17 protein-coding genes are annotated in these 18386 nt (G+C 69.3%); 4 read left to right on the forward strand and 13 right to left on the reverse strand.

All coding sequences use genetic code 11. The features are described 5' to 3' along the window. Nucleotides 1-23 precede the first annotated feature (23 nt). The 3 genes from ACJQWL_RS08710 to ACJQWL_RS08720 form a co-directional block, all read right to left on the reverse strand. On the reverse strand, nt 24-2411 hold the full coding sequence (locus ACJQWL_RS08710) for a heavy metal translocating P-type ATPase (RefSeq protein ID WP_330969463.1): 2388 nt from the start codon (nt 2409-2411) through the stop codon (nt 24-26). Between the two features lie 137 nt (nt 2412-2548). Next, nucleotides 2549-2875, reverse strand: coding sequence for a four-helix bundle copper-binding protein (locus ACJQWL_RS08715; protein WP_330969462.1), 327 nt, complete (start codon nt 2873-2875; stop codon nt 2549-2551). 200 nt (nt 2876-3075) lie between these two features. Then, a complete protein-coding gene (locus tag ACJQWL_RS08720; RefSeq protein ID WP_330969461.1) occupies nt 3076-3942 on the reverse strand; it encodes a c-type cytochrome in 867 nt (288 codons plus the stop codon). 426 nt (nt 3943-4368) lie between these two features. On the opposite strand from ACJQWL_RS08720, the gene ACJQWL_RS08725 reads away from it, so the two are divergent. The 4 genes from ACJQWL_RS08725 (at nt 4369) to sugE (ending at nt 8835) form a co-directional block, all read left to right on the forward strand. Next, nucleotides 4369-4617, forward strand: coding sequence for a hypothetical protein (locus ACJQWL_RS08725; protein WP_330969460.1), 249 nt, complete (start codon nt 4369-4371; stop codon nt 4615-4617). 89 nt (nt 4618-4706) lie between these two features. Further along, entirely contained in the window at nt 4707-7163 is a 2457-nt protein-coding gene (rnr, locus tag ACJQWL_RS08730) for a ribonuclease R (RefSeq protein WP_411300838.1), read from the forward strand. A 296-nt stretch (nt 7164-7459) separates the two neighbouring features. Further along, entirely contained in the window at nt 7460-8212 is a 753-nt protein-coding gene (rlmB, locus tag ACJQWL_RS08735; RefSeq protein WP_330969557.1) for a 23S rRNA (guanosine(2251)-2'-O)-methyltransferase RlmB, read from the forward strand. A 305-nt stretch (nt 8213-8517) separates the two neighbouring features. Further along, a complete protein-coding gene (gene sugE, locus ACJQWL_RS08740; RefSeq protein ID WP_330969558.1) occupies nt 8518-8835 on the forward strand; it encodes a quaternary ammonium compound efflux SMR transporter SugE in 318 nt (105 codons plus the stop codon). Between the two features lie 38 nt (nt 8836-8873). Here the strand turns inward: sugE and rnt are convergent, their stop codons facing one another. The 10 genes from rnt to ACJQWL_RS08790 form a co-directional block, all read right to left on the reverse strand. After that, nucleotides 8874-9554, reverse strand: coding sequence for a ribonuclease T (gene rnt / locus ACJQWL_RS08745; RefSeq protein ID WP_330969559.1), 681 nt, complete (start codon nt 9552-9554; stop codon nt 8874-8876). 47 nt (nt 9555-9601) lie between these two features. Further along, entirely contained in the window at nt 9602-10375 is a 774-nt protein-coding gene (locus tag ACJQWL_RS08750) for an HvfC family RiPP maturation protein (protein WP_330969560.1), read from the reverse strand. Next, nucleotides 10368-11249: an HvfB family MNIO-type RiPP peptide maturase gene (locus ACJQWL_RS08755; protein WP_441005012.1), complete on the reverse strand. Its 882-nt coding sequence runs from the start codon at nt 11247-11249 to the stop codon at nt 10368-10370. Before ACJQWL_RS08755 ends, ACJQWL_RS08750 begins: the two co-directional genes overlap by 8 nt. A 49-nt stretch (nt 11250-11298) precedes the next feature. Further along, on the reverse strand, nt 11299-11814 hold the full coding sequence (locus ACJQWL_RS08760; RefSeq protein ID WP_330969562.1) for an HvfA family oxazolone/thioamide-modified RiPP metallophore: 516 nt from the start codon (nt 11812-11814) through the stop codon (nt 11299-11301). 298 nt (nt 11815-12112) lie between these two features. Then, nucleotides 12113-12820 (reverse strand): phosphate signaling complex protein PhoU, encoded by a 708-nt coding sequence (phoU, locus tag ACJQWL_RS08765; RefSeq protein WP_330969563.1) that lies wholly within the window; start codon nt 12818-12820, stop codon nt 12113-12115. 24 nt (nt 12821-12844) lie between these two features. Continuing rightward, nucleotides 12845-13657 (reverse strand): phosphate ABC transporter ATP-binding protein PstB, encoded by an 813-nt coding sequence (pstB, locus tag ACJQWL_RS08770; RefSeq protein WP_330969564.1) that lies wholly within the window; start codon nt 13655-13657, stop codon nt 12845-12847. 49 nt (nt 13658-13706) lie between these two features. Continuing rightward, the gene (gene pstA / locus ACJQWL_RS08775; RefSeq protein WP_330969565.1) at nt 13707-14567 is read right to left on the reverse strand and encodes a phosphate ABC transporter permease PstA; all 861 of its coding nucleotides are present in this window, start codon (nt 14565-14567) and stop codon (nt 13707-13709) included. Continuing rightward, nucleotides 14567-15538, reverse strand: a complete 972-nt coding sequence (gene pstC, locus ACJQWL_RS08780) for a phosphate ABC transporter permease subunit PstC (protein WP_330969566.1) — start codon at nt 15536-15538, stop codon at nt 14567-14569. The genes pstA and pstC overlap by 1 nt, the downstream gene beginning before the upstream one ends. Nucleotides 15539-15688: 150 nt before the next feature. Then, nucleotides 15689-16783: a phosphate ABC transporter substrate-binding protein PstS gene (gene pstS, locus ACJQWL_RS08785; RefSeq protein WP_330969567.1), complete on the reverse strand. Its 1095-nt coding sequence runs from the start codon at nt 16781-16783 to the stop codon at nt 15689-15691. Nucleotides 16784-17125: 342 nt separating this feature from the next. Then, a complete protein-coding gene (locus ACJQWL_RS08790; protein ID WP_330969568.1) occupies nt 17126-18250 on the reverse strand; it encodes an OprO/OprP family phosphate-selective porin in 1125 nt (374 codons plus the stop codon). Between the last annotated feature and the right edge of the window lie 136 nt (nt 18251-18386).

Raw genomic sequence — 18386 nt, forward strand, 5'->3', positions numbered from 1 at the left:
GGTAGGCGAGGCGGAGCCCGGGTTCAGTGGTCCGGGACGGCCGGGGCGGGACGGGGCGCGAGGGTCGGTGGCGATGCGCGGCGACCCAGCCGGAGCGCGTTGGCCACGACCGAGACCGAACTCAGGCTCATCGCCAGCGCCGCGATCATGGGGGTCAGCAACCAGCCGGTCAGCGGGTACAGGACGCCTGCCGCCAGCGGCACGCCAAGCGCGTTGTAGAGGAACGCGAAGGTCAGGTTCTGGCGCATGTTGGCCACCGTCGCCTCAGACAGCAGGCGCGCCCTGGCGATCCCGCGCAGGTCGCCCTTGACCAGGGTGACCTGGGCACTGGACATCGCCACGTCGGTGCCGGTGCCCATCGCGATGCCGATATCGGCCGCCGCCAGCGCCGGGGCGTCATTGATGCCGTCGCCCGCCATGGCCACGCGGTGGCCTTCGCTGCGCAGCCGCTGGACCAGGGCGACCTTGTCGGCCGGCCGCACTTCGCCATGCACCTCGTCGATCCCCAGGCGGTCGGCGACGTGCCGGGCGGTGGCGATGCCATCACCGGTCGCCATCACCAGTCGCAGTCCCGCGTCGCGCAGTTCGGTGATCGCCGCCGGCGTGGACTCCTTGATGCGGTCGGCTACCGCGATGATGCCCAGCAGTCGTCCATCGGCGACCACATGCATGACGCTGGCGCCTTCGCCGCGCAGCGCATCGGCGCCCTCGCGCACGGGTGCAAGGTCGATGCCCAATTCGTCCATGAGCGCGGAGTTGCCGATCGCCACCGTGCGGCCGTCGACCGTGCCGCGCACGCCAATCCCGGTGGTCGACTCGAAGTCCGCGGACGGGAGCAGGGCGAGCCCGCGCGCGTGCGCCTCCGCCACGATCGCCTCCGCCAGCGGGTGTTCGCTGGCCTGGTCCAGGCTCGCCGCGATGCGGATCACCTCGTCGCCGGCGTGGCCACCCACGGGGACCACGGTGCGGAACGCCGGCCGGCCCTCGGTCAACGTGCCGGTCTTGTCCACCACCAGCGTATCGATGGTGCGGAACCGCTCGATCGCCTCGGCGTCGCGGAACAGCACGCCCTGCTGTGCAGCGCGACCGGTGGCAACCATGATCGACATCGGCGTGGCCAGCCCCAGCGCGCACGGGCACGCGATGATCAGCACCGACACCGCATTGAGCACCGCGAACGTCCACGCCGGCTCCGGGCCGAACAGCCCCCACGCCAGGAAGGTCGCCAGGGCGACGGCCACCACCGCCAGGACGAACCAGTAGGCCACCTTGTCCGCCATGCGCTGCATGGGTGCGCGCGAACGCTGCGCCTGGGCCACCAGTTGCACGATCTGAGACAGCACGGTGCCGTCGCCCACCCGGTCGGCACGGATCACCAGGGCGCCGGTGGTGTTCATGGTGGCGCCGATCACGGTGTCGCCGGGCTTCTTGCCGACCGGCATCGGCTCGCCGGTGAGCATGGACTCGTCGACGCTGCTGCTGCCCTCCTCGACCGTGCCGTCGACCGGGACCTTCTCGCCGGGGCGCACCCGCAGGCGGTCGCCTTCGCGGACCTGGTCCAGCGCGACGTCGGCTTCGGTGCCGTCGGGCTGCAGGCGGCGCGCGGTCTTGGGCGCCAGCCCCAGCAACGCCTTGATCGCCGCGCCGGTACTGGCGCGGGCGCGCAGCTCCAGCAGCTGGCCCAGCAGGGTGAGCGAGACGATGACCGCCGCGGCCTCGAAGTACACGCCCACGCGGCCGTGCTCGCGGAACGAATCCGGGAACAGGCCCGGTGCCACCGTGGCCACCACGCTGTAGCCGAACGCCGCCGCGACACCCACGCCGATCAGCGTCCACATGTTGGGGCTGCGGTTGCGGATCGACTGCACGCATCGCTGGAAGAACGGCATTCCCGCCCACAGCACCACGGGGGTTGCCAGCCCCAGTTCGACCCAGGCGCGTGTGTCGTGTGGCGGCCACGCCAGCGCGGGACCCGCCATGGCCAGCACCAGTACCGCCAGCGTGAACGGCAATGTCCACCAGAAGCGCCGCGAGAAGTCGCGCAGTTCCGGATTCTCTTCCTCGTCCAGCGAGGGCATCTCCGGCTCCAGCGCCATGCCGCAGATGGGGCAGGTGCCCGGACCCTGCTGTCGGATCTGCGGATGCATCGGGCAGGTGTAGATGGCGCCTGGCGGGGCCGCGTCCACGGCAGGCGCCGATGACGGATCGAGGTAGCGGGCCGGGTCGCCGTCGAAGCGCGACTTGCAGCGCGCCGAGCAGAAGTAGACGTCGGTGCCTTGCACCTGCGAATGGTGTCGGGCCGTGTCGGGATCGACCTGCATGCCGCAGACCGGGTCGCGCGCAGGATCACGCGGCGATCGCGCGTCCACCGGGTTCGCGCCGGGGGACGGGGTGGTGTCAGGGTCGATCATCGTTGGGCTCCTGGCTCTACCGCGGTGATCTTTCCTACCCGTGGGCGGCCATCCCCGGAACGCCGCAGGCCCAGCGCCGGGCTCGCGCCCGGCACGGGAAGTCCAACGCGTGCCGGGGGGCGTGGGCCCCGGGTCGATCACGCCATGCTACGGCACGCTTCAGCGCAACGACGGCAGGCCTCGGCGCACCGCTTGCAATGCTCCATGTCGTGGGCCGCGCACTGCTCGGCGCACCACTCGCAGACCTTGGCGCACAGTTCGCAGATTTCCTTGGCAAAGGGGCTGTTGCGAGCGAGGGCGTCGGCGCTCAGGCGGCACAGGTCCGCGCATTCGATACAGCAGGCGGGGCAGTCGTTGCTGCTTTCCTTGCCGACCATGTGGCTGAAGCAGTTGCCGCATTCGGTCGCGCAGTCGTTGCAGGCGGCGATGCAGTCACGGACGGCCTGGGTAAGGTGGTGGCTCATGGGGGTGTGCTCCTTTTTCTTGGGGGAGTGGAACGGCCGAAGGACCCGCGGGGGCGGATCTCCGGTGCTGCGCCAGGACGCCCCGGCGGGACTCCCGGATCCGGCGCGGGGACCGGCATTGCTCGTCCGCTCTCCGCGGCCGGGTCATGTGGTCTCCGATGGCCGATGCGGCGCCGTTCCTGCTCGAACGCGTCCGGCACTCAGTGGTCGTGGTCGTGGCCCGCGTGCGACTCCGGCTGCGGCGGCGGTGCTTCTGGCTGCGCAATCGGCTTCGCGCCAGGGGCCGTGGCGTGGTGGTCGGCAGGTGTGCCGGGCGGGTGCGCGTGCGCCGGGCCGTCATTCCCGGGTTGGCGCAGGCGCGCGTCGGCCTTGGCGGAAGGTGCATCGTGGTGGTTGGCGGGCGTGCCGGGTGGGTGGTCGTGTACGGGGCTGTCCTGCGCCGCTTCCGGCCTGCCCTCTTCCGACCTGGCCGGAGCTGCATCGTGGTGGTCGGCGGAAACACCCGGAGCGTGTGCGTGGGGTTGGGTTTCACCTCCGCCGTGCTCGTGCCCCCCGCTGCTGTCGACCATTGCCTGGTACTGCGCCGGGTCCAGGCCAGGCAACACCTGCAGGAACGCCGCCATGTTCCAGACGTATGCGTCGTCCATGCTCTGGCCCCATGCCGGCATGCCCGACGCCTTGATGCCGTGCTTGATGACCCAGAACGCTTCCGCGGCATCGACGGCGCTGCGGGTCAGGTCCGGCGGCGAGGGATACAGGCCCCGGCTGAGTTCGGTCCCGTCCATGCCGGGGGCCAGGTGGCACTCCATGCACATGGCATCGTAGTTCCCGGAGCCCTGCACGATGCGCGCGCGATCCATGAGGTCCGCGGGTATCTCGAGTTCACCCGCGCGGGCCTGGATGGAGCGGTCGCGCATGGTCGCCAGCAGGCTGTAGACCGGCGCCGAATGCGGGTCGTCCGCGGCGACGTTGTAGAAGCCGGACCAGACCAGGCCGGCCATCGCGGCCAGGGCAGCCCCGGCCAGCAGGGCCAGGACCAGCACGGTCTTTCGATTCACGTATGCCATGCAGGGTTTCCATGTCTCCTGGAGGGGCGGGAACTGTCCCGCAGAAACAGACACGCGCGGCACTGCGGATGTCCTCGTCAACGCCCCACGCTGGCGCAGGGCGCGTATGCATGGCGCGAATCCGCCCCTGTGGTGGCGCGCTGCGGCCTGCGGCGGCCCTCGCATCATGCCTGCGCCGCCGGGACGGCGGCAGGGGTGTCCGGCCGCCCGTGCAGACCGAGCGCTGCGGGTCGTCGCACATTCCGTGCGGGTCGCCTACGGCCATGATGGAAGGAGGCGACGTCCGCTTCGGCGGCATCGGGGTGCGGGTCATCGAGATCCGCGTTGCCGCGTCCATTTGGCGGCGATTCTCATCCGCGGCATGGATTCACGCGGCCTGAAGCACCCCGTCGCGACACTGGCACGGGACATGCATCCGGGCCGGGGATGACTGAACGCGAGCGCAGGAAAGCCAAGCGCGGCGAGATCGAAAGCGCCGCGTTGCGCGAGGCTCTGTCTCCCGCGCAACTCAAGACGCTGGCGACCATGGAGCAGTTCCGCTGGAGCCTGCGCTTCGTGCGCCGGCCGCTGTTCCAGGACCCGGTCCCGGTTCTGTTCGCGCCGGACGGCCGCTTCGTGCTCCTCAAGGGCGACGGCACCATCGACGAGAACCCGACGCTGACGCTGCGCGACTGACCCGCGCCGGGCCGCGTCCCCGTTCTCCGGCTCCCTTCCCGGCGCCACCGTTCGACGCCACCTTGGCGGCGCTGTGCGACCATGTCCGGATGACCAAGAAGACCCCCAGCAAGTCGACCCGGCGCTCGTCCGGCGGTTCCACCGGCAACACCCCCAAGGGCACCGCGCCCTCCCGGGGCCCCCGCAAGGGGGGCGCGCCGGGCAAGGCCAAGGGCGCCGGCCCGGGCCCGGGCCGCAAGGCGCCGGGCTGGCTGCCCGAGCCGCCCCCCAAGGGCACGCGCACGCCGCCGCCGAGCCACGGCAAGGGCGGCCTGCACGACCCCTATGCCGAGCGCGAGGCCGCCCGCTACGAGCAGCCCATCGCCAGTCGCGAAATGATCCTGCAGATGCTCGCCGCCTCCGACGGGCCGATGGAAGCCGACGCGCTGGCTGCCAAACTGTCGCTGACCGATCCGGAACGCTTCGACGCACTGAGCGCGCGGCTGCGCGCCATGGTCCGCGACGGCCAATTGCTGCAGAACCGGCGCGGCGCGTTCGTACCGGCCGCGCAGGCCGACCTGGTGCCCGGCACCGTGATCGCCAATCCCGATGGCTTCGGCTTCCTGCGCCCCGATGCGGGTACCGGCGACGACCTGTTCCTGCCCCCGTTCGAGATGCGCAAGGTCATGCACGGCGACCGCGTGCTGGCCAGCGTCACCGGCGTGGACCGCCGCGGGCGACGCGAGGGCGCGATCGTCGAGGTGCTGGAGCGTCGGCTCAACCGCCTGATCGGCCGGTTCACCTCCGAGGACGGGGTGAGCTACGTCGAGCCCGATGACCGCCGCATCCAGCGCAACATCATGATCCCGCCTGAAGCGCGCGGCGAAGCGCAGGCCGGGCAGCTGGTGGTGTGCGAACTCACCCGAGCCCCGGATGGGCGCCGCCCGCCCATGGGCCGCATCCTGACGGTGCTGGGCGAGCGCCTTACCGCCTCGCTCGCGGTGCAGGCGGCCATCCACGGCCACGACATACCGCACGAGTTCCCACAGCCGGTACTGGACGAGGCAGCGGCGGTGCCGCTGGACGTGCAGGCGGCGGACATCAAGGCGCGGGTGGACATCCGCGACCTGCCGCTGGTCACCATCGATGGTGAGGACGCGAAGGATTTCGACGACGCGGTGTATTGCGAACCCAACCGCGATGGTTTCCGGCTGCTGGTCGCCATTGCCGACGTCTCGCATTACGTGCGCCCGGGCACGCCGCTGGACGATGAGGCCACGCGCCGCGCCACCTCGGTCTACTTCCCCGGCTTTGTCGTGCCGATGTTGCCCGAGACCCTGTCCAACGGCATCTGCTCGCTCAAGCCCAAGGTCGACCGGCTGTGTTTCGTCTGCGACATGCAGGTCGACCGCAAGGGCGAGGTCACCTCGTCGAAGTTCTACGAAGCGGTGATGCACTCGCACGCACGGTTGACCTACACCCAGGTCTGGCACGCGGTGGGCGACGACGCCACCGACGACGAGCGCGAGGATGCGCTGGGCCGGATCGGCGGGCTGCTCCCGCAGATCCAGCGCCTGCACCAGCTCTACGAGGTGCTGGCCAAGGCGCGCACCAAGCGCGGCGCGATCGAGTTCGAGTCCAGCGAGGTGCGGTTCGTGCTGGGTCCCAAGGGCGAGGTCACCCAGGCCGGCATGATCCAGCGCAATGACGCGCACAAGCTGATCGAGGAATGCATGATCGCGGCCAACGTGCAGGCGGCGCTGTTCCTGATCGATGCCGAGGTGCCCGCGCCGTACCGCATCCACGACCGCCCGCCGGAGCAGAAGTACACCGACCTGCTCGAGTTCCTGAAGGAGTTCAAGCTGCGGATGCCGACGTGGTCGAAGGTGCAGCCACGCGACTTCACCCAGCTGTTGCGCACCATCCGCGAGCGTCCCGACGCGCCGCTGCTGGAGTCGGTGCTGCTGCGCAGCCAGAGCCTGGCGGTGTACCAGCCCGAGAACATCGGCCACTTCGGCCTGGCGCTGGAGGCGTACGCGCACTTCACCTCGCCGATCCGGCGCTACCCGGACCTGCTGGTGCACCGGGCGATCAAGCACGCGCTGTCGGGGGTGAAGCCGGAGAAGTTCAAGTACTCGCCCAGCGCGATGGCGCAACTCGCGCTGCAATGCTCGGAGCGTTCGCGCCGGGCGGAAGAAGCCGAGCGCGAGGTCGACGAGCGCTACCGCGCAGCGTGGATGGAGCAGCACGTGGGTGGGGAGTTCGACGGCGTGATCAGCGGCGTGACCAGCTTCGGTCTGTTCATCGAGCTGGACAACTCCAAGGTCAACGGCCTGGTGCACGTGACCCAGCTGCCGCACGACTATTACCACTTCGACCCGATCCGCAAGACCCTGACCGGCCAGCGCACGGGCCGCGAGTTCCGGCTCGGCGACCGGGCCAGCATCATCGTGATGAAGGCCAGCGTCGAGGAGCGCAAGATCGACTTCAAGCTGGCCGAGAACCGCGACACCAAGCCGCCGCCGCCGCGCGGCCAGCCCGCCAAGCGCCGCAAGCAGTCGTATTGATGCGGTTCCCATGGCCCGGGTAACGCCGCAGGCCTGACCCGGGTCGCAGGTCTCGCTACCGCGGGGCCCTTTCGGAGCGTCAGCCGCGGAGCTCGACGTCCCGGAGAACCGGTCGTCCGGGAGCACGTGTAGGAGCGACGTGAGTCGCGACCTCGTCCGCAGGCCGCCGGGCGCGACTCGCTGTCCCCGCATCGGGGGTGGGTTGGTGGCGGTTTTCGACTGCCGGGAGCGCCGGGGGGGACCCCCCGCCCGGCGCCCCGGCCTACAATGGCGCCCCCCTCGACACACGCCCTCCCATGAGCCAGAAACAATGGATCGCCGGCATCAACGCCGTCGCCGCCGCCATCGAGCACGACGCGGCCAACGTGCGCGAGGTGATGGTCGAGGCCGGGGCGAAAAATCCGCGTCTGGTGGAGATCGAAGAGAACGCGCGCCGCCGCGACATCGACGTGCGCCGGGTTGCCACCCAGGCGCTGGATGGCGTCACCGGCAACCTGCGCCACCAGGGCGTGGTCGCGCGCTATGCCGCCGCGAAGACATACGGCGAGGGTGACCTGCAGGGCCTGGTCGAGGCCGCCGAAGGGCGCGCGTTGCTGCTGGTGCTCGATGGCGTGCAGGACCCGCACAACCTGGGCGCGTGCCTGCGCAGCGCGGCTGCCGCGGGCGCCACCGCCGTGGTGATCCCCAAGGACAAGGCGGTGCAGGTCAATGCGACGGTGCGCAAGACCTCGGCGGGTGCGGCCGATACGGTGCCGGTGGTGTCGGTGACCAACCTGGCCCGCACCATGCGCGAGCTGCAGAAGCTGGGCGTGTGGCTGTACGGCCTGGCGGGCGAGGCGGACGCGTCGCTGTACTCGGTGGACCTGCGTGGCAACGTTGCCCTGGTGCTGGGCGGCGAGGGCGACGGCCTGCGTCGCCTGACCCGCGAGAACTGCGACGGCCTGGTGTCGATCCCGATGCCGGGCGCAGGCGCCGGCGTTGAGAGCCTCAACGTGTCGGTCGCCTCGGGCGTGACGCTGTTCGAAGCCGTACGCCAGCGCCAGGCGTGAGCCGAACCACAGTGCAGGAGCGGCTTCAGCCGCGACGCGTTTCCTGGAGCAACCCCGTAGCAGCGACGTGAGTCGCGACCACGCCCATCGGCGGAGTTGCGCGGTCGCGACTCACGTCGCTCCTACAAGACGGGTTTCGTGGAATCGTACTCGCGGCTGAAGCCGCTCCTACAGGGCGTGCCGACTGGAGGTGGGGGCGAAGCCAACGCCGAGGCCAAGCCCGCATCCAGCAGTACAGCCGCCGGGACGACCCGACGGCCCCTCACGCGATCGGGGACGACCCCGGACCTGTCAGGAGTCCCGCCATGCCCTGGATCATCCTTGTCCTAGCCGGCCTGTTCGAAGTCGGCTGGGCGATCGGCCTGAAGTACACCGAAGGGTTCACCCGGCTGTGGCCGACGGTGGGTACCGTCGCGGCCATGGCCGTCAGCCTGGGGCTGCTCGGCATCGCCATGAAGTCGCTCCCGGTCGGCACCGCCTATGCCATCTGGGTCGGCGTCGGCGCGGTGGGTACGGTGATTCTGGGCGTGGTGCTGTTCAACGAGCCGGTCAACGCGCTGCGCATCGGCAGCCTCGCGCTGATCGTGGCAGGCCTGGTGGGCTTGAAGCTGGCCACGCCGTAGCGGCGGGACACGCAATGGCGGTTAGGCCAGCGTCCGTGTCAGGACGCGGCTGGCGTCGCGGCGCCGGGCGCCGGCGGCGCCGGCCAGGCATTGACGATCCGGCAGAACAGCTCGGCCGTGCGTTCGGCGTCATAGACGGCCGAGTGTGCTTCGTCCGCGTTCCAGTCCAGGCCGGCGGCGGCGACCGCGCGTGCCAGCACGGTCTGGCCCAGCGCGACGCCCGCAAGGGTCACGGTGTCGAACACGCTGAACGGGTGGAAAGGGTTGCGCTTGTGGCCGCAGCGGGTGACGGCCGCATTGAGGAAGTTGAGGTCGAAGTGCGCGTTGTGGCCGACCAGGATCGCGCGCTGGCAGCCATGCTTCTTGAGCGCGGCGCGAACCGGTGCGAACACGTGGTCCAAGGCCTCGCGCTCGGGCTTGGAAAAGCGGAACGGATGGTCCAGGCGGATGCCGGTGATTTCCAGCGACTTGGGGTCGATCTCCATGCCCGGGGCGGGGTCCAGGTGGGCGCAGGCGGTCTCGCCCAGCACCAGCCGGCCGGACTCGTCCAGCTCCAGTGGCACGCAGGCGATCTCAAGCAGGGCATGCCGGTTCCAGTCGAACCCACCGGTCTCCACGTCCACCACCACCGGCAGGTAGCCGCGGAAACGGGCGGCCATAGGCAACAGGTTGGGCGCCGGCTGCGCGTCGGCGGCCGGGGCGGGCGTGGGGGCATGCATCGGGAAAGCCTAGCAGACGGCGGGGGGCGGGCTGCGGGACGACGTGTTCAGTCGGCAATCGCCGCCGCCGGCGCCACCACGCCGCTGCCGCGCATCTGGCGCAGCAACGCAGCGCCCTGGACAAGGAACTCCCCGGGGTCGGCCACCCGCGCTTCTTCGGCGAGCTGCTGGAGCTGCTGGCGCCCGGTGAGCGAGGGCGATTCGGCGATGCGTTCCAGCAGGCGCCAGGCCAGTGCACTGAGCTCGGAGAACCGCACGCTGCCATCGGACTGGCGCCTCAACAGCAGCAGGGTGGGGACCGGGGGCGGGGATTCGGGCTGGAAATCCGGGCAGATGCGGTGCACCGGCCAGCGGTAGGCCAGCGGCCATGCCAAGGGTGTCACCGCCAGCGGGCCATCCAGCAGATCGGCGTCGTCCATCGGTGACGGGTCGGGCTCAGGAGCGGTGGCTTCATGGATCTGTAGGGCCAGTTCGACCCACTCGTAGTGCGCCAGCTCCGGCAGGAACCCGGGGCTGATGTCCGGTGTCGCCTCGAGATAGCGCAGGAATTCCCGCGCGATCTCGGGGAACAGCGGCGTCTGGCAGCGGTGGTCGCGATGGAAGGCGCGCACCAGCGACGTCCATCCGTCCTCGCCCAGCACCTTTCGTATCACCGGGAAGTTGCCCTCCAGCAGCGAGGCGAGGTTGTTGAACAGCAGCTCTCGGTACACCTGCAGGCGCCGGTCATCCATGCCGTCCGGAGCGGGCTGGCCTTGCGGGTCGCGAAGGTGCCGGGTCAGGCGCAGTTGCTGCTCGCGCAGCCGTGCGGGCGCATCAGGCACGGGCGCGGGTCGTCGCGGGCTGCGCGTGGGCCGCGGCCTGCAGCTGGCGCACGGTCGCCAGCTCCGAGACCAGCTCGGCATACGGCGGGAAGTTGAAATCGCGCTCCAGCAGGGTGGGGCGGACGCCGAAGCGCGCGTAGGCGCCGGCGAGAAGGTCCCAGACCGCGGCCTTGACCGGCGCCCCGTGGGTATCGATCTTGAGGTCGTCGGCCTCGTCGAAATGGCCGGCCACGTGGATGCAGGCGATGCGCTCGCCGGGCAGGCCGGCCATGAATGCAGTCGCGTCGTAGCCGTGGTTGACCGCGTTGACGTAGACGTTGTTGACGTCCAGCAGCAGGTCGCAGTCGGCCTCGGCCAGCACCGCGTTGGTGAAGTCCAGCTCCGACATCGGCAACGTGCCGGCGTCCAGCGGATGCAACGCGTAGTAGGAGGCGTTCTCCACCGCGATGCGGCGCCCGACGATGTCCTGGGTCTGCCGGATCCGCGCGGCGACGTGGTGCACGGCCTCTTCGGTGAACGGGATCGGCAGCAGGTCGTACAGCTGCCCGTCGTCGGCGCAGTAGCTCAGGTGTTCGCTGTAGAGCGCCACCCGGTGGCGGTCGAGGAACTTGCGCACGCGCGCGAGGAAGGTCTCATCCAGCGGCGCGAACCCGCCAAGGGACAGCGACAGGCCGTGGCAGGTGAGCGGGTGGCGGCTGGACAGGTCATCCAGCGCCTCGCCCAGCACGCCACCCACGCCGATCCAGTTTTCCGGCGCGCATTCCAGGAAGTCGAAGTCCCGCCCCGGCAAGTCGTGCGACGGCGCGGCGCGCAGCGGGCCCAGCAGGGCCCGCCGCAGGCCGAGTCCTGCCGCGTTCGGCAGCGGGGTGTGCAGTCCGCCCACGACCGGTCAACTCACGACCGGCCGGGGGCGGGGCGCGGCTTTACCTGGAGCCGCCGCACTTGCCTTCGCCACACTTGCCTTCCATGTCGGCCTTCGGGTCCACCTTCTCGTCGGCCGCCTTGGCGCCGCCGCACTTGCCCTCACCGCACTTGCCTTCCATGTCGGCCTTGGCGGCGGCCTCGGCGTCGGCGTTGCCGCACTTGCCCTCGCCACACTTGCCCTCGTGGGCGGTCTTGAGCTCGGCGGCATCGATCGCGCCGTCGCTGTTGGTGTCGTAGGTCCCGAAGCGGTCGGCGTTGCCTTCATGGGCGGCGGCGAACTCGGCCTGCGAGATGCTGCCGTCGCCGTCGGTGTCCACGGCGTCCATGGAGTGGCCGCTGCCCCCGCACTTGCCTTCGCCGCACTTGCCCTCGGCGTCCTTGTGCGCACCGGCTTCGTGGGCACCCAGCAGATAGCCACCGGCCAGGTCGCTCATGGCAAAGGCGGACGTGGACAGGGCCAGGCCGCCGAGAAGGGCGGCAGTCAGGGCAACGGGCTTGTTGATGGTCTTGGACATGGCAGTTCCTTTGGATTGATTGGAGTCGGTGGTTGGCCACCGCGCCCGGTATTAGACACCCGCCAACCCCAACCCCTGGTTAGCAAACCGTTACCGCGGCGACGGTTGGCGCCAGGCGGGCGCGCGTCGAGGCCCGAAAGGCCGGGTGCCACCGGGTTCCGGCGGTCCAAGGCAGGTTCGTGGCGGGGCGCGGTGCGGATGCAGCCAATGGAAAGGGCGGGCCGTCGCCGGTCCGCCCTGCAGGGAGCCCTCACCGCCGCGGCACGCCCGGGGGCATGGTCGGCCGGCATCCGACCCATCAGGGGGCGACGGTGTTGCTCTCGTCGCGCTTCTCGCGTGGCGGCAGCTGTTCCTCGCCCTTGACCAGGAACCACACGTTCTCGGCGATGTTGGTGGCGTGGTCGCCGACCCGCTCGATGTTCTTGGCCATGAACAGCAGGTGCGTGCAGGGGGTGATCGCGCGGGCGTCCTCCATCATGTAGGTCAGTAGCTCGCGGAACAGCGCGGTGTACGCGGTGTCGATCTCCGCGTCGCGCTCGCGGATGCGCTGTGCGGCTTCGACGTCGCTGTCGCGGTAGGCGGTCAGCACGTCGCGCAGCTGCTTCACCGCCAGGGTGCCGATCGCATGCAGGCCGCTGACCTGGGGCAGGGGTGGCGCCAGGTTCAGGGCGGTCGAGCGCTTGGCGACGTTGGCTGCGTAATCGCCGATGCGCTCGATGTCCGAGGCGACGCGGATCGCGGCCAGGATCTCGCGCAGGTCGCGCGCCATCGGCCCGCGCAGCGCCAGCTTCATGACGTCGTGGCTGATTTCCTGCTCGAGCGCATCCAGCGCGTCGTCGTTGGCGATGATGCGCTGGGCGGCCTTGTCGTCGCGGCGCTTGACCACGTCAAGCGCGGCCTCGAGCTGCGAGGCGGCCATCTCGCCCATGCGCAGGGTCTCGTCGAGGAGCCGCTTCTGCTCTTCGTCGTGGCTCTTGAGGATGTGGTCGTGCATGTGGATTCCCATGTTCGTGTCCCGGGCGGGGCGAGGTCAGCCGAACCGGCCGGTGATGTAGTCCTCGGTCTGCTGCTTGGACGGGTTGGAGAAGATCAGGCCGGTTTCACCGTGCTCGACCAGGTCGCCCAGGTACATGAAGGCAGTGTAGTCCGACACGCGCGCGGCCTGCTGCATGTTGTGGGTCACGATCGCGATCGTGTAGCTCTTCTTCAACTCCTCGACCAGCTGTTCGATGCGGCTGGTGGAGATCGGGTCCAGCGCCGAGGTCGGCTCGTCCAGCAGCAGCACGTCGGGCCTGAGCGCGACCGCGCGGGCGATGCACAGGCGCTGCTGCTGGCCGCCCGACAGGCCCAGCGCGCTCTGGCCGAGCTTTTCCTTGACCTCGTCCCACAGTGCGGCCTGGCGCAGGGCGTGCTCGACCCGGTCGTTCATTTCGGACTTGGACAGCTTCTCGTGGTGGCGGATGCCGTAGGCGACGTTCTCGAAGATCGTCATCGGGAACGGCACCGGCTTCTGGAACACCATGCCGACCTTGCTGCGCAGCCGGTTCATCGGGTATTTGGGGTCGAGGATGTTCTCCCCGTCCAGCAGCACCTCCCCGCTGGCGACCATCTTCGGATACAGCGCGTAGATCCGGTTGAACACGCGCAGCAGGGTCGACTTGCCACAGCCCGACGGGCCGATCAGCGCGGTCACCTGCTTTTCCGGGATTTCCAGGTTGATCGAATTGAGCGCCTTGAAGTCGCCGTAGTGGAAGTCCAGTCCGCGCGCGGCGAGCTTGACGGGCGTGGCGTCACCGGTGTCGGCGCGTTCGCGCGTGGCAAGGTTGAGGCGGGCATCGTTCATGGCCGGGGTCCGGGCGTCGTGGGAGCGGGGGCGGGAGGGCGTGGCGAGGTCAGTCATGGGAGATCCGGCCCCGGGCGACGACCAGCCGCGCGATGATGCTGACGGCCAGCACGAACATGGTCAGGATGAACGCGCCGGCCCAGGCGAGGGTATGCCAGTTCTCGTACGGGCTCATCGCGTACTGGAAGATCACCACCGGCACGTTGGCCATCGGGGCCAGGATGTTGCTGGACCAGTACTGGTTGTTGAGCGCGGTGAACAGCAGCGGCGCGGTCTCGCCGGAGATGCGTGCCAGCGCCAGCAGGATGCCGGTGACGATGCCCGGCATCGACGAGCGGTACAGCACCTGCACGATCACCTTCCACTGCGGCACGCCCAGCGACAGGGCGGCCTCGCGCATCTGGCTGGGGACCAGCCGCAGCATCTCGTCGGTGGTGCGCACCACCACCGGCAACACGATGAACGCCAGCGCGATCGCGCCTGCCAGCGCGGAGAAGTGGCCCATCTGAGCCACCACAAGGGTGTAGACGAACAGACCCAGCACGATGGACGGGGCGGACAGCAGGATGTCGTTGACGAAGCGGACGGTCTCGCCGAGGCGGTTCATCCAGGTCTTCTGCGAGTACTCGGCAAGGAACGTACCGGCCAGCACGCCGACCGGCGCGCCGATCAGGATCCCCATCAGACTCATCACCGCACTGCCGAAGAAGGCATTGAGCAGGCCACCCTCGTCGCCGGGCGGGGGGGTCATTTCGGTGAAAAGGGCAAGGTTGAGCGAACCCAGGCCCTTGCTGAGCGTGGTCCACAGGATCCACACCAGCCAGAACAGGCCGAACACCGTGGCCGCGAACGCCAGCACCCGTGCGATGACGTCCTTGGCGCGCCGCTTGCGGTAAAGGGAGGCGCTCATCAGTTGCCCTCCCGGCGGGCCAGCTGGCGCAGCATCAACCGCGCAATGGTCAGCACCACGAAGGTCACCAGGAACAGGACGAAGCCCAGCGCGATCAGCGAGGACAGGTACATCGGTGAATCGGCCTCTGCGAACTCGTTGGCGATGGTCGCGGCGATCGAGTTGCCCGGCTCAAGCAGCGACGTGGTCAGGCGGTGGGCATTGCCCAGCACGAAAGTCACCGCCATGGTTTCGCCCAGCGCCCGGCCCAGGCCCAGGAAGATGCCGCCGATCACCGCCGAGCGGGTATAGGGCAGCACCACGTCCCAGACCACCTCGGTGGTGGTGGAACCCAGCGCGTAGGCCGACTCCTTCAGCCGCCCCGGCACGGTCAGGAACACCTCGCGCATGACCGAGGAGACGAACGGGATGACCATGATCGCCAGCACCAGCCCGGCGGTGCCCATGCCCAGGCCCAGCGGCGGGCCGGAGAACAGCGCACCCAGTAGCGGCAGCCCGCCCATGTGCTCGTCCACCCACGGGTAGACGTGCTCGGCCAGGAACGGCACCAGCACGAACAGGCCCCACATGCCGTAGATGATCGACGGGATGCCGGCCAGCAGCTCGATCGCCGCACCGACCGGCCCACGCAGCCACTTCGGGGCGATCTCGGTCAGGAACATGGCGATGCCGAAGCTGATGGGCACCGCGATCAGCATGGCGATGGCCGCGGTGACCAGGGTGCCGTAGATCGGCACCAGCGCGCCGAAGTCCTGCAGCACCGGGTTCCACGCATCGCGCCAGAGGAACTGGATGCCGAACTTCTCGAACGCCGCGCGCCCCCCCCACAGCATCGACAACGCCGCCGCACCCAGCGACAGCAGCACCAGGATGCCGGCCCCGGTGACCAGCCAGCGGAAGCCGGTGTCGGCGCGCGAGTCCTTGGAATCGCGCGAGGCGGGCGGCGCGGTGGGCAGGGTGGTGGCGTTCATCGGGCGTCCGTCGATCCGGGGTGGTCCTGCAGGCGGGGCACCCCCGCAAATACAACAGGGGCGATACGGATCGCCCCCTGGTTGAAGCGTGCGGAAGGCCGGACGACGAGGTGCCGGCCTTCCGCGTTGCTTCGATCAACGCATTGTAATTCAGAGCTTGATCTGTTCGGCCCAGTACGCCTCGACCTGCTCGACCAGCGGCGCCGGCAGCGGCACGAAGTGCAGCTCATCGGCCTGCGCCTGGCCGTTCTCGAAGGCCCAGGTGAAGAACTCGATGGCCGACTTGGAGCGCTGGGGATCCTTGGGCTGCTTGTACATCAGGATGAAGTTGGTCGCCGCCACCGGCCACGCGTCCGCGCCGGGGGCATTGGTGATGACCAGGCTGAAGTCCTGCGAGTTGGCCCAGTCGGCGCTGGCGGCGGCGGCCTGGAACGACTCGGCGCTGGGCTCGATCCAGTTGCCGGCGGCGTTGCGCATGGAGGCGTAGCTCATGCCGTTCTGGGTCGCGTAGGCCAGCTCGACGTAGCCGATCGAGCCCTTGATCTGCTTGACGTATGCGGCCACGCCTTCGTTGCCCTTGCCACCCACGCCGGTGGGCCAGCTCACCGAGGTGCCTTCGCCGACGGTGTCCTTCCACGCCGGACTGACCTTGGACAGGTAGTTCACCCAATTGAAGGTGGTGCCCGAACCGTCGGAACGGTGGATCACGTTGATCTTGGTGTCGGGCAGTGCCACGCCCGGGTTGAGCGAGGTGATGGCAGGGTCGTTCCAGTTGGTGACCTTGCCCAGGTAGATGTCGGCGATCAGCTCGCCGGTCAGGCGCAGCTGGCCCGGCTCGACGCCGTCGATGTTGACCACCGGCACCACGCCGCCGATGGCGGACGGGAACTGGGCCAGCCCGGCCTCGGCGAGCTCTTCGGGCGGCAGCGGCTTGTCAGAGGACCCGAAGTCCACCGTGGCTGCCTTGATCTGGGCGATGCCGCCGCCCGAACCGATGGACTGGTAGTTGACGCGCGCGCCGGTGGCCTTGTTGTACTCGTCGGACCACTTCGACAGCAGCGGGTAGATGAAGGTGGCGCCCGCGCCGGTGATCTGTGCGTTGACCTGGTCGTTGCTGGTCGCGGCCTGGCCCGGCAGCGGGCCGGCGGTGTCGGCGACCGGGGCGCCGTCATTGCCGCCGCAGGCGGCAATGGCCAGTGCGACGGCGAGGGTGAGAAGGGCGGTACGTGCCGAGGAAACGGTCATCGGTTGGCTCCAGGGTGATAGGCCGGCAGTGCGCCGGTGGGACTCGGACATGGAATGATGTTTTTGTTACATGCATGTGACATGAGTTGCCACATTTTTGTCTTATGCCGGAAATGGCAGGCAATTCAGGGTCTTGGCGGGCCTGAAATGAAAAACGCGGGCCCCGTGAAGGGCCCGCGCCGGGAACGACGAGGGAGAGAGGGCTCGAGGTTCGATGCGGCGCCGGCCATCCCGTGCCAGGGCGCCCGGACATTGGATACTGCGGAAGTGACAATCCGATGACGGCCGCGGGGGCGTACCGGTGTCAGTCCAGTGACTTCTCCGGGCTGTCGTCCGCGTACCTCACCAGTGAAGCTGCACGCGCGCCTGCACGCTGGAGGGGTCGTCCGGCAATCCGGCCCGGTCGGAGTCGACGCTGACGTAATCCAGCATCAGCTTGAAGTTCTTGCGCCAGTACCAGTTCACCCCGGCGGTGAGGGCGTCCATCCGGCCCCCGCCCACCGCCCCGTCGTCCAGGTCCAGGGTGTCGTAGCGCAGGCCCACCTGCCACATCCCGCGGGCGGGTTCGGCCGGCTTGGCAGTGGTCGGCACGCCGGACTTGTAGCCCCAGGTCTCCCCGGTCAGGTTGTAGACCGCGCTGACGTAGGCGCCATCACCACGGTAGTCCTCGCTGCCGCCGGTGCGATCGGCGGCGACGGTCATGTACTCGCCCTGCAGCTTCAGCGGGCCCGCGACCCAGAAGCTTTCCAGGCCGACGGTGGCCAGGCGGTCGGCATCGAACAGGCTGCCGGTATCCACCAACCGCCGCTCGGAGAGATCGGCCTGCGGCTTGGCGCGCAGGCGCAGGGTGTTGTTTTCGAGGTCGCGGTCGACGTAGGAAAGGCCGAAATGCAGGATGCGCCCGGCCTCGTTGATGGGGGCGAACGTGCCGCGCAGGCCGTGGCCGGCGCCGCGGTTGCCGCCGTCGGTCAGCTCGTTGCCGAATGCGCTGGCCGTGAAGGTCCACGCGTCGTTGCCATAGCCGTACGCCACGCCCAGCCGGCGACCGGTGCCGAAGGTGTTGGTGATGGCGGCCTTGGAGATGAAGTCGTTGTTCTTGGTCGACGACAGCTCTTCCATGCTGTGGGGCTGCTTGTACTGGCCGGCCTGCAGGTAATGGCCGCCGCCCAGCCCGAACTTGCCGTTCACGTCGAGCCACTTCTCGGAGGCGGCGTCATAGCCGACTACCCAGTCGAACTCGCCGATACCGCCCTTGAGCACCAGTTCGGCACGGCGCAGGTCGGTGGCGCGATCGCCGTCGGCGAGTTCCGCGCGGTCGCTGTCGAACCACGTGGCATCGGCCTGGACCAAGCCCTCGAAGCCGATCTCCATGCCACCGATCTCGTCGAGTTTGATCTCGGCGTGCGCCAGCGGGGCGGTGAGGGCCAGGGCGAGGCCGATGAAGAGTCGCGAAGGTGCAATGTTCATGACTTGGAAAGGTCACATTGGGGTGGGAATGCCGCGCAGGCTAGGGGCGCGTCATTACAGTCCCGTGACATTTCGACGGTTTTGTTTCGAGACCGTTACGTTCTGGTGTCCGGATCGGGTCTTCCGCGTTGCCGCC

Origin of the sequence: Novilysobacter viscosus (assembly GCF_046600715.1) — a bacterium.
Classification (GTDB): Bacteria; Pseudomonadota; Gammaproteobacteria; order Xanthomonadales; family Xanthomonadaceae; genus Lysobacter_C; species Lysobacter_C viscosus.